The organism is Chryseobacterium sp. 2TAF14, from assembly GCF_052115105.1.
GTDB lineage: Bacteria > Bacteroidota > Bacteroidia > Flavobacteriales > Weeksellaceae > Chryseobacterium.
Genome location: NZ_JBFRGA010000071.1, coordinates 1 through 13,949, shown reverse-complemented (window position 1 = coordinate 13,949; position 13,949 = coordinate 1). Strand labels below are relative to the sequence as shown.

Annotated in this window: 10 protein-coding genes and 1 pseudogene; 10 read left to right on the top strand and 1 reads right to left on the bottom strand. The window is 35.6% G+C overall.

Features of this window, described 5'->3' with window-relative positions:
• The 6 genes from AB4Y90_RS09450 to argH all read left to right on the top strand — a co-directional run.
• Positions 1-531: Asd/ArgC dimerization domain-containing protein (locus tag AB4Y90_RS09450; protein ID WP_441557193.1), on the top strand; the 531-nt coding region annotated here is incomplete at its 5' end.
• Positions 532-837: 306 nt separating this feature from the next.
• Positions 838-1,977 (top strand): aspartate aminotransferase family protein, encoded by a 1,140-nt coding sequence (locus tag AB4Y90_RS09445; RefSeq protein WP_441557191.1) that lies wholly within the window; start codon positions 838-840, stop codon positions 1,975-1,977.
• Positions 1,978-2,167: 190 nt separating this feature from the next.
• Entirely contained in the window at positions 2,168-3,139 is a 972-nt protein-coding gene (locus tag AB4Y90_RS09440; RefSeq protein WP_441557190.1) for an acetylornithine carbamoyltransferase, read from the top strand.
• A 59-nt stretch (positions 3,140-3,198) separates the two neighbouring features.
• Positions 3,199-3,993, top strand: coding sequence for an acetylglutamate kinase (gene argB, locus AB4Y90_RS09435; RefSeq protein ID WP_441557189.1), 795 nt, complete (start codon positions 3,199-3,201; stop codon positions 3,991-3,993).
• Positions 3,968-5,050 carry a M20 family metallo-hydrolase gene (locus AB4Y90_RS09430; RefSeq protein WP_441557187.1) on the top strand — a complete coding sequence of 361 codons (1,083 nt, stop codon included), beginning with the start codon at positions 3,968-3,970 and terminating at the stop codon, positions 5,048-5,050. The genes argB and AB4Y90_RS09430 overlap by 26 nt, the downstream gene beginning before the upstream one ends.
• Positions 5,051-5,313: 263 nt before the next feature.
• Positions 5,314-6,618 carry an argininosuccinate lyase gene (gene argH / locus AB4Y90_RS09425; RefSeq protein ID WP_441557186.1) on the top strand — a complete coding sequence of 435 codons (1,305 nt, stop codon included), beginning with the start codon at positions 5,314-5,316 and terminating at the stop codon, positions 6,616-6,618.
• 166 nt (positions 6,619-6,784) lie between these two features.
• Here argH and AB4Y90_RS09420 read toward each other — a convergent pair whose 3' ends face one another.
• A complete protein-coding gene (locus AB4Y90_RS09420) occupies positions 6,785-7,246 on the bottom strand; it encodes an Lrp/AsnC family transcriptional regulator (protein WP_441557184.1) in 462 nt (153 codons plus the stop codon).
• A 243-nt stretch (positions 7,247-7,489) separates the two neighbouring features.
• Between AB4Y90_RS09420 and AB4Y90_RS09415 the strand changes: the two genes are divergently transcribed.
• The 4 genes and pseudogenes from AB4Y90_RS09415 (at position 7,490) to AB4Y90_RS09400 (ending at position 13,749) form a co-directional block, all read left to right on the top strand.
• The gene (locus AB4Y90_RS09415; RefSeq protein ID WP_441557183.1) at positions 7,490-8,380 is read left to right on the top strand and encodes an aspartate carbamoyltransferase catalytic subunit; all 891 of its coding nucleotides are present in this window, start codon (positions 7,490-7,492) and stop codon (positions 8,378-8,380) included.
• A 179-nt stretch (positions 8,381-8,559) separates the two neighbouring features.
• Positions 8,560-9,633, top strand: a complete 1,074-nt coding sequence (locus AB4Y90_RS09410) for a carbamoyl phosphate synthase small subunit (RefSeq protein ID WP_441557181.1) — start codon at positions 8,560-8,562, stop codon at positions 9,631-9,633.
• Positions 9,634-9,897: 264 nt separating this feature from the next.
• Positions 9,898-12,943 (top strand): annotated as a pseudogene (carB, locus tag AB4Y90_RS09405) (carbamoyl-phosphate synthase large subunit).
• Positions 12,944-13,260: 317 nt separating this feature from the next.
• On the top strand, positions 13,261-13,749 hold the full coding sequence (locus AB4Y90_RS09400) for a hypothetical protein (protein WP_441557179.1): 489 nt from the start codon (positions 13,261-13,263) through the stop codon (positions 13,747-13,749).
• Positions 13,750-13,949: the final 200 nt, after the last annotated feature.

Sequence of the window (13,949 nt, the reverse complement as noted above, 5' to 3'; positions counted from 1 at the left end):
GCTCAAAAGGGTTTGTTGAATGAAGTATATACAACAGGAATTACAGGTTCAACAGGTGCGGGACAGTCTTTGCAGGCAACAACGCATTTCACCTGGAGGAATGATAATATTTCAGCGTATAAAACTTTAACACATCAGCACGTGGATGAGATTTTACAGCAGTTAGTTTCTTTTAATCATAATGAAATCAGTCTGAATTTTGTTCCATGGAGAGGGGATTTTGCGAGAGGAATTTTTACGAGTTCCACAGTGAAAACAGATTTAGAACTTTCAGATATTGAGCAATTGTTTAAAGATTTTTATGCAGATGAGCCTTTTGTAAAGGTAAGCGACAAAGCAATTGATATGAAGCAGGTTGTCAACACGAATCGCTGTGTGATTCATATAGAAAAGAGTGGAAATGTTGCGGTTGTTCACTCAGCGATTGACAATTTGTTGAAAGGAGCTTCCGGACAGGCAGTTCAAAATATGAATATCGCCATGGGCTGGGAAGAGAATTCGGGATTAAACTTAAAACCAATTGCATTTTAAAAGTCAATTGTCAATAAGCCAATCGTGAATTTTTAGAACACAATTTAAAACGACTTAGGGAACGGAGGCGTTAAGAAATTTTGAAGAATTTCCGTTAAAAAATTTCTCCTGTTTGAGTGGCGGGTCAAAAAAATCTTTAAGAAACGAACTTTTGCTTTCCGCCCGAGTTTAGAAATTTTAGGAAATTATTTAAAATTTTAGCCGGAGTTTCCAGTCTTGAACTTTTGTTTCTTTTGTTTCAAGACAAAAGAAAAATATAAGAAGATGAATCATTCATCAAACATCAATTATCATTTATAAAAAGACATGAATTTATTCAACGTATATCCATTATTCAACATCAATCCAATAAAAGCCCAAGGTTCGTTTCTTTGGGACGATAAAGGACAAAAATATCTTGATTTTTACGGAGGTCATGCTGTGATTTCTATCGGGCACAACCATCCGCATTATCAAACTCAATTAAAAAACCAGTTAGATAAAATATCTTTCTATTCAAACTCAGTTCAGAATGAATTACAAACTGAATTGGCTGAAAAATTAGGAAAACTTTCAGGTTTGGAAGAATATAATTTATTTCTATGTAATTCAGGAGCCGAAGCAAACGAAAATGCCTTAAAATTAGCTTCTTTCCATAACGGAAAAAGTAAGGTGCTATATTTTTCAAATTCATTCCACGGAAGAACTTCGGCAGCCGTTTCGGTGACAGATAATCCAAAAATTGTAGCTCCGGTAAATTATGACGAAAGATTCATTAAATCTGAATGGAATAATATTGAACAACTTGAAGAAGTTTTTGAAAAACAAGGAAGTGAAATTTCATCAGTYATTATCGAAGGAATTCAAGGTGTTGGCGGAATTATGATTCCAACGGTTGAATTTTTAACTAAAATTAAAGAATTGTGTGAAAAACATGATGTTGTTTTGATTTTGGATGAAGTTCAGTCGGGCTACGGAAGAAGCGGCTATTTCTTCGCTCACCAAGAATTTGAGATTGAAGCTGATATTGTCACAACAGCAAAAGGAATGGGAAATGGTTTTCCAATCGGTGGAGTTTTAATCCATCCAAAATTTCAGGCAAGTAACGGTTTGCTGGGAACAACTTTTGGCGGAAATCATTTAGCTTGTGTTGCGGCGATTGCTGTTTTGGATGTGATGAAAGATGAAAATCTCATCGAAAATGCTCAGGAAATGGGCGCTTATATTGAAAATGAATTGAAAGATTTTCCACATATTAAAACAATCCGAAGGAAAGGGTTGATGATTGGGATTGAACTCGACGGGGATTGCTCGGAAGTGAGAAACAGCCTGTTGTACAATCATCATATTTTCACGGGAAATTCTAATGATAAGACCGTGTTGAGGATTCTTCCGGCGCTTAACATTAAAAAAGAAGAAACTGATCTATTCATCAGTGCCTTCAAAACTGTTTTAGAAAATCTATAATTTTTAATTAACCACAAAAATCACAAAAGTTTTAAATACAATAATTAAAGAAAATATAAATCAATGATAAGAGCAAAAAAGCTATTGGAAATCAAAGGTTTTAGCTTATGTGAACTTGTATTTTCAAAGTATTAAACTTTTAAATTAATAATAATCTTTTGTGACTTTTGTGGTAAAAATCCAATTCAAAATGAAAAAATTCACCTCTGTAAGTGATGTTGAAAACTTACAGGAAATTATAAAAAAAGCGTTACAAATTAAAGAAAATCCTCTTTCGGAAACCGAGAAAGGAAAAGGAAAAACAATCGGACTTGTATTTTTAAATTCAAGTTTGAGAACGCGTTTAAGCAGTCAGATTGCCGCTCATAATTTAGGTTTAAATGTTTTAACATTAAATGCAGCTCAGGAAGCATGGAACTTAGAATTTGCAGATGGTGCGGTGATGAACGGCGATACCGTTGAGCATATTAAAGATGCGATTGAGGTATTAAATCAATATTGTGACATCATTGCGGTTCGTTGTTTTGCGGGAATGAAAAGCAAGGAAGATGATGTGAACGAAAGTATTTTAGGTCAGTTCGAACAACATGCAAAAGTTCCGGTTATTTCTCTGGAATCTGCAACACGTCACCCTTTGCAAAGCTTGGCAGATTGCATCACGATTACTGAAAACTGGCACTTCGACAAGCTCAGTGTAAAAAAGAAGCCGAAAGTAGTTTTAACTTGGGCGCCTCACATCAAACCAATCGCTCATGCAGTAGGAAATTCTTTCGCAGAGTGGATGCAGGAAATGGATGTTGAGTTGGTAATCGCAAATCCTGAAGGTTATGATTTGGATAAAAACTTTACGAAAGATGTGAAAGTGATTCATGATCAGGATGAAGCGTTAAAGAATGCCGATTTTATTTATGTTAAAAACTGGTCGTCTTTTGATGATTATGCAGCGATGCCAGAAGTGAAAGAAAGCTGGATGTTGACGAATGAAAAACTGGAAAATACCAATCAGGCAAAGGTGATGCACTGTCTTCCGGTTCGTCGAAATGTAGAATTAAGCGATGAGGTGATGGATGGTGAAAATTCTATCATTTATCAGCAGGCAAAAAACCGAATTTTCTCGGCGCAGGCAGTTTTCTCTGAAATCTTGGACGAATTGAATTCTTAATAAATCAACCTCATAGGTTTCAAAAATCGATGAGGTTTAACAATCAAAAATGTATAAAAATGAAAAAAAAATTATACATCATAAAAATTGGCGGAGCATTAATTGATGACGAAGAATTATTAGAGCAATTCTTAGAACAGTTTGCGGAAATTCAAGAAAAGAAAATCCTTGTTCATGGTGGTGGAAAACTAGCAACAACTTTAGCTGATAAATTAGGAATTGAGCAAAAGCTAGTGAACGGACGAAGAATCACCGATAAAGAGACTTTAGATATTGTAGCGATGGTGTATGCGGGAGGAATTAACAAAAATATTGTCGCAAAACTTCAACATAAAAAATGTAAAGCCATTGGATTTTCGGGAGCGGATGCGAACTTAATTAAAGCTACAAAAAGAGAAGATGAGGAGATCGATTTTGGATTTGTAGGAGATATTACTGAAAAAAGTGTTAATAAAAAGCTGATTTCAAAATTGTTAAAACTGGAACTGGTTCCGGTGTTTTCAGCAATTACCCACGATAAAAAGGGACATCTTTTCAATACAAACGCAGATACAATCGCTTCAGTTATTGCTCAATCTTTATCTGTGAAATATGATGTTGAATTGTTGTATTGTTTTGATAAAGAAGGTGTTTTGGAAGATGTAAATAATCCGAAATCTGTTATAAAAAATATTTCCGAAGAAGAGTTTTCAACCTTAAAAGAAGAAGGGAAACTTCATAAAGGAATTCTTCCCAAGTTAGAAAATGCTTTGGGAGCAGTGAAAAATAATGTAAATAAGGTATTCTTAATTAAAGAAACCGAACTCAAAAACCATATAGAAAATCATCATGCAGGAACTGAAATCTGTTTATAGTAAAGAAGAATTACTGACTAATGCAGTAGAATTATTGAAAAAACTGATTGAGATTCCTTCATTCAGCAAAGATGAATTTAATACGTCGGTGGAAATTGAAAATTTTTTCAAAAAGCATCAGATTCCGACAAAACGTTTTAAAAATAACATCTGGGCGGTGAATAAAAATTTTGATGTTTTCAAACCATCGATTTTGCTGAATACGCATCACGATACCGTAAAACCGAATAAAGCGTACACATTAGATCCGTTTTTACCCATTGAGAAAGATGGTAAATTATTCGGATTGGGAAGCAACGATGCAGGCGCTTCTTTGGTTTCGATGGCGCAGGTTTTTTTACATTTTTTCGATAAAGAAGATTTAAAATATAATTTAGTTATTGCTTTGACGGCCGAGGAGGAGATTTCAGGGTTTGATGGGATCGAAGCTTTATTTCCGCAGCTTCCCAATGTGGAGCTCGCCATTGTAGGAGAACCAACGCAGATGAATCTGGCGATTGCGGAAAAAGGACTTTTGGTCATTGACGGGGAAATGAAAGGTACCCCTTCTCACGCCGCTCATCCGAATAACGATAACTCGATTGTGAAATGTATGGAAGATTTGCAGAATATTCTAAACTTCAAATTTCCAAAAGTTTCAGATTATTTGGGTGAAGTTAAAGTTACGTTATCAGGAATTCACGCTGGTGTTCAGCATAATGTCGTTCCGGAATCGTGTGCTTTTACTTTAGATGTAAGAGTTACGGACGAATATTCTAATAAAGAAGCCTTTGAAATCATCCAATCTCAGATTAAATCAACTTTAACAGCAAGATCTTTCAGGCTAAACTCATCAAAAATCGAAATGGATCACCCGTTTGTTCAGGCCGGTTTGGAAATCGGAAGGACAACTTACGGTTCACCAACTTCATCCGATCAGGCGATTATTCCTTGTACATCGGTAAAGCTTGGGCCTGGTGATAGTAGGCGTTCTCACACAGCAGATGAATTTATTTTCATCGAAGAAATTGCAGAGGGAATTGAGATTTACATCCAGATTTTGGAGAAAGTTTTATAGGCTGGAAGCGGGGAGATGGATGATGGATGCTTGTAAGTAACGACTTAGGAAGCGGAGGCGTTAAGAAAATTGAAATTTAATCCGTTAAAAAATTCCCACTGTTTGAGCACGAGACGAATTTTGAATCGAAGAACCAATGTTGATTCGTGCGAGTTTTGGGGATTTTAGGATTCAATTTTAATTTTTAGCCGGAGTTTCCAGTCTTGAATTTTTGTTTCTTTTGTTTCAAGACAGAAGAAAATTTTACAACAAAAAAGAATTTTATGAAAAAAATATGGCAAAAAGATGATAATGCCACAAACATATTAGTCAATAAATTCACGGTCGGAAAGGATCTTGACTTTGATGAGCGTTTGGCAAAATACGATATCAAAGGTTCAATGGCGCACTGTAAAATGTTGGCAGAAGTTGGAATTATTTCCAATGAAGAATCGAAACAAATGTTGTCTGTTTTGGCGGAAATTTTAGAAGATATCGAAAACGGAACTTTTAAAATTGATAAAAGTGCAGAAGATATTCATTCTCAGGTTGAATCTATTTTAATTGAAAAATTAGGCGATACCGGAAAGAAAATTCACACAGCAAGATCTCGTAACGATCAAGTTTTGTTAGATATAAAACTATATTTATTAGACGAAATTCGTGAAATTACAGCTTTAGCGGACGAATTCTTTCAAATATTAATCAAACTGGCAGATCAACATAAAAATGTTCTGCTTCCAGGCTATACTCATTTACAGATTGCCATGCCTTCTTCATTTGGATTATGGTTTGGAGCGTATGCAGAAGCGCTGTTGGATGATGTTGAAATGTTGTTTTCGGTAAAAAATATCATAAATAAAAATCCATTAGGTTCGGCGGCAGGATATGGCTCGTCTTTCCCAATAGATCGTGAGAGTACGACGTATAATTTAGGCTTTCAGTCGATGAATTATAATTCCGTTTATGCTCAAATGACGCGTGGAAAGTCGGAGAAAATGCTTTCAATGGCGATGGCGACTTTGGCTGGAACATTAGGCAAGTTTTCTTATGATGTTTGTCTGTATTTAAGTCAGAACTTTGATTTTATCAGTTTTCCTAAAGAATTTACAACGGGAAGCAGCATCATGCCTCACAAGAAAAATCCTGATATTTTTGAGTTGGTTCGTGCACGTTGCAACAGAATTCAATCGTTGCCGAATGAGTTTATTTTGTTGACGAATAATCTTCCTTCAGGTTATCACCGAGATATGCAGCTGACGAAAGAAATCCTTTTCCCGGCAATAGATTCGTTAAAAGAATGTCTGGAAATTTTAAACTATACGTTACCAAATATTCAGGTAAAAGACGGAATTCTTGAAGATGAAAAGTATAAATATCTTTTCAGCGTAGAAAAAATTAATGAAGAAGTCAAAAACGGAAGTTCATTCCGTGATGCTTATGTAAAAGTAGGGCAGGAGATTGAAAATAATGAATTTGATTTTGAAATTGGGAATCTGAATCATACCCATCAGGGAAGTATCGGGAATCTTTGTCTTGATAAGATAGAATATCAGTTTAATAAACTGAAAAATAAATTGTTGGGTTGATTTTAACAAGAAAATTGTTTAGAATTGATGAGATGCTTCGACTTCGCTCAGCATGACAACGCTAAAAATGAATCGCTAGTAAAAACAGTTAGTATTAGAGATGTCATGCTGAGCCTGTCGAAGCATCTTTAATTTATATTTTAAAATGTTTGATTTAAATAAAAATTTACTCCAAATCAATCTTAAACTTAGTAGACTTTTTAACCTCATGAAGCACAATAGAACTGTGATATTGCCCGATATTCGGAATGTTTGAAATTACGTTTACCGTAAATTCATTATAAGAATTAATGTCTTTAGCAATAATTTTAAGCATGTAATCGTATTCGCCGGAAAGACTGATGATTTCCTGAACTTCGTCGTGTTGCATGATGTTTTTCTCGAAAGTCTCCAATACTTTTTTGGATTGCTCTTTCAAGCGAACGTTACAGTAAACAACGATATTTAAACCCAGTTTTTCACGATTCAGAAGACCGACATATTTTTCTATGATTCCCTGTTTTTCCAGCTGTTTGATACGCTCATAGGTCGGAGTAAAGGTAAGACCAATCTTTTCTGAAATTTCCTTTACAGAATAAGTAGAATCTTCCTGAATAATGCTGAGAATCATTTTATCTTTTAAATCCATATAGTGAAGTTGAGTTTTAACAAAAATAATATTTAAAAATGAAAATAGGGTATGATTAATGTTTTTTAATCCAAATCAAAATTTGATTTTGTCAGTTTGTAAAATTGTTGTATCTTTGCACCTAATGAATAACACAGTATTTATATCATTAGAATTACCGGGCGTAGACGCCCTTTACGATATTTATTTATTTTAAGCGAAGATATTTTCTTCGCTTTTTTTATGTTCAAAAATTAAGAAATTATGTTTACGATTACAGAACTAAGCACCGAGAGAATCAACAGTATAGTAACAGAAGCACTGGCTTTTGCCAACGGAAAAACTGCTAAAATTGAAGGAGAAGTTTTTTGTTCAAATTTATTTTTCGAAGACAGTACCAGAACCAAAACAAGTTTTGATATTGCCGAAAGAAAATTAGGATTACAGGTAGTTCCTTTTGATGCATCTCACAGTTCTGTAAACAAAGGCGAAAGTCTTTATGATACGGTAAAAACCATCGAAAGTCTTGGAGTAAATCTTGTGGTAATCAGAGATAAAAAGGACAGATATTTTGATGAATTAAAGAATATTAAAATTCCAGTAATCAACGGAGGAGACGGAACGGGAAACCACCCCTCTCAATGTATGCTGGATTTGATGACGATTTATCAGGAATTCGGAAAGTTTGAAGGCTTAAAAGTAGGAATTGTTGGAGACGTAAAGCACAGCCGAGTTGCGAATTCAAATGCAGAAGCTTTAAGAAGATTAGGTGCAAAAGTATACTTCTCAGGACCAGAACAATGGTTTGATGAAGGAGCTTTAATCAACGGAACTTATTTAAATGTTGATGAATTAATCAAAGAAGTTGATGTCTTGATGTTGTTAAGAATCCAACACGAAAGACACGATGCAAAAATGAGTTTCTCCGCTTCAGATTACCACAGAAAATATGGTTTGACGAAAGAAAGAGAAAAAGCAATGAAAAAAGAAGCGATCATCATGCACCCCGCTCCAATCAACAGAGGAGTCGAAATTGATACAGACTTGGTAGAATGCGAACGTTCAAGAGTTTTCAAACAAATGCAGAACGGCGTTTTCGCGAGAATGGCAATTTTAAAAGAAGCCTTGGAAAAAGAAGGCTATACTTTTAAATAAACGAGATTCGCGGTACGAGTTTCAAGGTTAAATAAAACCGACCATAATTCCCCTCCTTTGGAGGGGTGGCGAAAATTCAAAGAATTTTTGACGGGGTGGTTTAAAAATACAAAGTTATCAAATAAAATAGAGGATTTTAGATAAAATAGAAAATAAATAATAAGAGATAAAAGTTTAAAATGAAGAAAAAGTTAATACTGGAGTCCGGTGAAGTGTTTCATGGAGAAGGTTTCGGAGCAGAATTGGAAACAGCAGGAGAAGTGGTTTTCAATACCGGAATGACAGGGTATCAGGAACTTATTTCTGACCCATCTTATTGCGGTCAGATTGTGTGTATGACCTATCCATTAATCGGAAACTATGGGATTAATAGAGATGATTATGAGAGTATTGAACCGGCGATCAAAGGGCTTATCGTAAAAGAACTTTGTGATTTGCCTTCGAATTTCCGTACTCAGATTACTTTAGATGAATTATTTAAAAAGAAAAACCTTTCAGGAATTTCAGGAATCGACACCAGAAGACTGACAAGAATTCTTCGTAACCACGGAGTTGTGAAAGGAAAAATCGTAAACACTGATGCAGACGAAAGCACAGTCGTTTCAGAATTAAAATCAACAAACGTCCCAACCAATCAGGTGGAGCAGGTTTCTACAAAAACACCTTACGCAAATCCGGGAAGAGGTTTGAAAGTGGTGTTGGTAGATTTCGGTTCTAAATTAGGAATTATCAGAGAGTTATCTCAAAGAAACTGCGATATTACCGTTGTTTCTCAGGATGTAACGGCAGAAGAAATTTTGTTGATGAATCCGGACGGAGTAATGTTGTCAAACGGTCCTGGAGATCCTGAAGATAACCAACAAGCTCTTGAAATGATCAACGGAATCTTAGGAAAAGTTCCAATTTTCGGAATTTGTTTAGGACACCAATTGATCGGTTTGGCTTGTGGAGCAAAAACATTCAAGTTGAAATTCGGACACAGAGGAGGAAACCACCCGGTTTTAGATTTAGAGAAAAACAAAGTGGCGATCACTTCTCAAAACCATGGTTACGCAGTTGATCAGGAAAGTTTGAAAGGAACAGATTTAATTGAAACACACATCGCATTGAACGACAGAACAAACGAAGGTCTGAAGCACAAAATTCACCCTTGTTTCTCAATTCAGTATCACCCGGAAGCTAGTCCAGGTCCGGAAGATGCGAATTATTTGTTCGACGAATTTATCCAGTTAATGGAAGATTTTAAAAAGTAGAAAATTAATTTGGGCAGCTTAATCCGCCTTCCGCTCCCAATCTTTTTTGCAGAACTTTTCAGTAAAATAGAAGTAGCAGGATGGCAAAAAGGATTTCCGCTCAAGTCGGGCTGCGAGCAATTCGCCGCAAAATTAAATATCAAAATTCAACGAATCCGAATGATTCAATATGAATAGCCGTAGGTGCAACCTATGGAAATGGTGAGACAATCATCAACAGAACCCTGAAAAGGGTTCAACAATAATTAAAGGATAAATTTAAAAATGAAAAGAAACGACATAAAAACAATTTTAGTAATCGGTTCAGGTCCAATCATCATCGGTCAGGCGGCGGAATTTGATTACGCGGGAACGCAGGCTTGTCTGTCTTTGAAGGAAGAAGGGTACAAGGTAATTTTGATTAACTCAAACCCTGCAACGATTATGACGGATGTTGAAATCGCAGATAAAGTATACATCGAGCCAATTTCACTTCAGTTTGTAAGTCATATCATCAGAAAAGAGCGTCCGGACGCGCTTTTACCAACTTTGGGAGGTCAGACTGGACTGAACATGGCGGTAGAATTGGAAAAATCAGGAATTCTTGAAGAATGTAAGGTTGAGGTTTTGGGAACGAAACTTTCAGCGATCAACAGAGCAGAAGACAGAGATTTGTTCCGTGAATTAATGAGAGAATTAAACGAACCGGTTCCAGAATCTGATATCGTAAACACAGTAGAAGGAGCAATTAATTTTGCTAACGAAATTGGTTATCCGGTAATCGTTCGTCCAGCCTTCACAATGGGGGGAACAGGTGGTGGAATCGCTGCCACAGAAGCTGAATTAAAGGAAATTGCTGAATTAGGTCTAAAATATAGCCCGGTTACGCAATGTCTGATTGAAAGATCAATCGCAGGTTTCAAAGAAATTGAATACGAAGTAATGCGTGATGCAAACGACAACGCGATTGTGGTTTGTAACATGGAAAATATAGATCCGGTGGGAGTTCACACAGGAGATTCAATTGTTGTGGCGCCTTCTCAGACGCTTTCTGACAGAGAATATCAGATGTTGAGAAACGCTTCACTGAAAATCATCAGAGCGTTAGGAATCGAGGGTGGATGTAATGTACAGCTGGCTTTAGACCCGCATTCATTTGATTATTATATCATTGAAGTAAACCCTAGAGTTTCCCGTTCATCGGCTTTGGCATCAAAAGCAACAGGATATCCGATTGCTAAAATTGCTGCTAAAATTGCGGTTGGATTAACTTTAGATGAAATCATGAATCCGGTTACAGGAACTTCTTACGCTTGTTTTGAACCGGCTTTGGATTATGTGGTAACTAAATTCCCAAGATTCCCTTTTGATAAGTTTGAAACAGCGGACAGAAGATTATCAACCCAAATGAAAGCAACGGGCGAAGTAATGGCAATCGGAAGAAATTTCGAGGAATCTTTACAGAAAGCCATCCGTTCTTTGGAAACTGGAATCAAACATATCGGTTTAAAAACGAAACAGGCTGAAGCGCTTACAGCAGAAGAAATCGAAAGAAGAATCAGAGTTTGTGATGACGAAAGATTATTCATCATCGGTGATGCTTTAAGAAGAGGATATGACTGGGAACAAATCGTAGAATGGAGCAAAATCGATAAATTCTTCATCTGGAAAATCAAGAAATTAATTGATTTCGAAAAAGTTATCGCTGAAAACAAATTCAATAAAGATATTTTATTAGAAGCTAAAAAATTAGGTTTCGCAGACGTGAATATCGCAGTTCTTTGGGATGTAAAAGAACGTGAAGTTTTCAATTTCAGAAAAGAAAACGGAGTAATGCCGGTTTACAAAATGGTAGACACTTGCGCCGCTGAATTCGAGTCTGAAACCCCATATTATCAAAGAGATGGGTTACGAAGCGATCATCATCAACAACAATCCTGAAACGGTTTCTACAGACTTCTCAATTTCAGATAAATTATACTTCGAACCTTTAACGGAAGAAGATGTAATGAATATCATCGAATTGGAAAAACCAAAAGGTGTTGTGGTACAGTTTGGAGGACAAACAGCAATCAACTTAGCTGATAAACTGGCTTCTCACGGAGTTCAGATTTTAGGAACTTCTCTGGAAGATCTTGACAGAGCTGAAAACAGAGATAAGTTTGAAAAAGCACTTCAGGAAATGGGAATTCCTCAACCTTTAGGAAAAACTTCAACTTCGAAAGAAGAAGCGATAAAAATTGCTAATGAAATTGGTTATCCGGTTTTGGTTCGTCCAAGTTACGTTTTGGGAGGTAGAGCAATGGAAATTGTTTATACAGAAGCAGAATTGGCTCATTACATGGAGTTTGCGGTAGATGCAAGTCCTGAACATCCAGTTTTGGTTGACCGTTACATGGTCGGAAAAGAAATTGAAGTTGATGCAATCTGCGACGGCGAAACGGTAATCATTCCGGGAATTATGGAGCACATCGAAAGAGCAGGAGTTCACTCTGGAGACTCGATTGCGGTGTATCCTCCACAGAATATTTCACAAAGTGAAGTTGATACTTTGGTAGATTATACCCAAATATTAGCGAAAGGTCTGAATGTAATTGGTTTAATGAATATTCAGTACGTCCTTTTTGAAGGAAATGTATATGTAATCGAAGTAAACCCAAGATCCTCGAGAACAGTTCCTTTCTTGTCTAAAATTACTGATGTTCCGATGGCAAATCTTGCTACAAAAGCAATTTTAGGTCAGAAGTTAACAGATTTAGGCTATAAAAACGGATTGGTTCCGAATAAAGAAGGAGTTTTCGTAAAAGTTCCTGTGTTCTCTTTCTCAAAACTAACGAAAGTTGACATCTCTTTAGGCCCGGAAATGAAGTCTACAGGAGAGGTTATGGGGAAAGACACTACTTTAGAAAAAGCGCTTTACAAAGGATTGGTTGCAGCGGGAAGAAAAGTTCCGATGCACGGTTCGATCTTGTTCACAGTTGCTGATAAACATAAGCAGGAAGCAGCTGATTTAGCAGCAAGATTCCATGAAGTTGGTTTCAGAATCTGGGCAACGGAAGGAACTGCAAAATTCTTCGAAGAAAAAGGTATTCCTTGTAAAATAGGTTACAAAATAGGAGAGGAAGATGTCAATCTGATCGACCTGATTCAGAAAGGAAAAGTTCAGTACGTTGTCAATACGACTACGAAAGGAAAACAAGCCGAAAGAGACGGTTTCCAGATCAGAAGAATGAGCGTGGAAAACGGTGTTCCTTGTTTAACATCAATGGATACAGTTGAAGCAATCCTGAAAGTGATTGAAAGCATGAGCTTTAAGATGGAAACGATGTAATTTTCGGATTCAAAATATTTTAAGCCTCGTAAGTTTACTTGCGAGGTTTTTTGTTTAAAAAGATGGAATTAGTTAATTTAGAAATTATAAATATCGAGACACCAATCTGCTTAATAATGAATGATTTCTAAATTATTTTTACAGTTTTTAAAATTCTAAAAACTGTGAAAACCCTTATGAATACAATATTTTTGCACCTTTTTCGTTTTTATAAAAATAAAAAAGTACTCATTGATTTTTCTTAAATCTTCAAAAAAAAAATTTTAAATATGGATTTTTAGAAAAATTTCATATTTTAGGATTGTAAAAACACAACGATGAAATATAATGCAAAATCAAAAAATACTGTAAATTTTGAAATTTCAGATGAAAAAAAAACTATCGCAAAACTTATCTACAAAAGCTGGTTTAAATTCAATGCTGAAATTGAAATTTTAAATTCAAAATACCAGATCAAGCCGAAAGGTTTTTGGGGAACAACCGTTGAAATAAAAGACGACGAAAAAGTACTTTTAAAATTCACCATGAACTGGGACGGCAATATTTTTGTGCAGACTTATTTTGATGATGAAAAAAATTATATTTTCAAACGCCAGGGATTTTTCAAAGAATCTTTTGTCTTTACTGAAGAAAACGGAACTGAGCTTCTGATAATGAAACCCAGTTTTAAATGGAAAAGCTTGAATTACGAATATCAGATCACTACATCTTCTCTGTTTGAAAGTTTAAGCGAAAAAAATATTCTACTGATCAATTCTCTGCACTGCGCCAATTACTACATGGCAATGATGATGGGAATTAGCTAAGTTTGTTTTAAATCTTTTGCAAACAGTCGGTTTCTAGTATGTTTTCCGGGTTTTAAAATATTACAAAATACGGATTAAATTTTTCTCACCTTTTAGATATAACTTGTCTTAAAATTATTTATCTTGGTTAACTTAAATAAACCAAATGACCAAACATCAGCAAAGAGTTGCCGAAGTCTATCATTTTTTTGATAATAAAG

Coding starts and splice junctions, on each gene's coding strand:
- AB4Y90_RS09440 (WP_441557190.1), top strand. CDS start 2,168: ATGAAAAAATTCACCTCTGTAAGTGATGTTGAAAACTTACAGGAAATT.
- argB (WP_441557189.1), top strand. CDS start 3,199: ATGAAAAAAAAATTATACATCATAAAAATTGGCGGAGCATTAATTGAT.
- AB4Y90_RS09430 (WP_441557187.1), top strand. CDS start 3,968: ATGCAGGAACTGAAATCTGTTTATAGTAAAGAAGAATTACTGACTAAT.
- argH (WP_441557186.1), top strand. CDS start 5,314: ATGAAAAAAATATGGCAAAAAGATGATAATGCCACAAACATATTAGTC.
- AB4Y90_RS09420 (WP_441557184.1), bottom strand. CDS start 7,246: ATGGATTTAAAAGATAAAATGATTCTCAGCATTATTCAGGAAGATTCT.
- AB4Y90_RS09415 (WP_441557183.1), top strand. CDS start 7,490: ATGTTTACGATTACAGAACTAAGCACCGAGAGAATCAACAGTATAGTA.
- AB4Y90_RS09410 (WP_441557181.1), top strand. CDS start 8,560: ATGAAGAAAAAGTTAATACTGGAGTCCGGTGAAGTGTTTCATGGAGAA.
- AB4Y90_RS09400 (WP_441557179.1), top strand. CDS start 13,261: ATGAAATATAATGCAAAATCAAAAAATACTGTAAATTTTGAAATTTCA.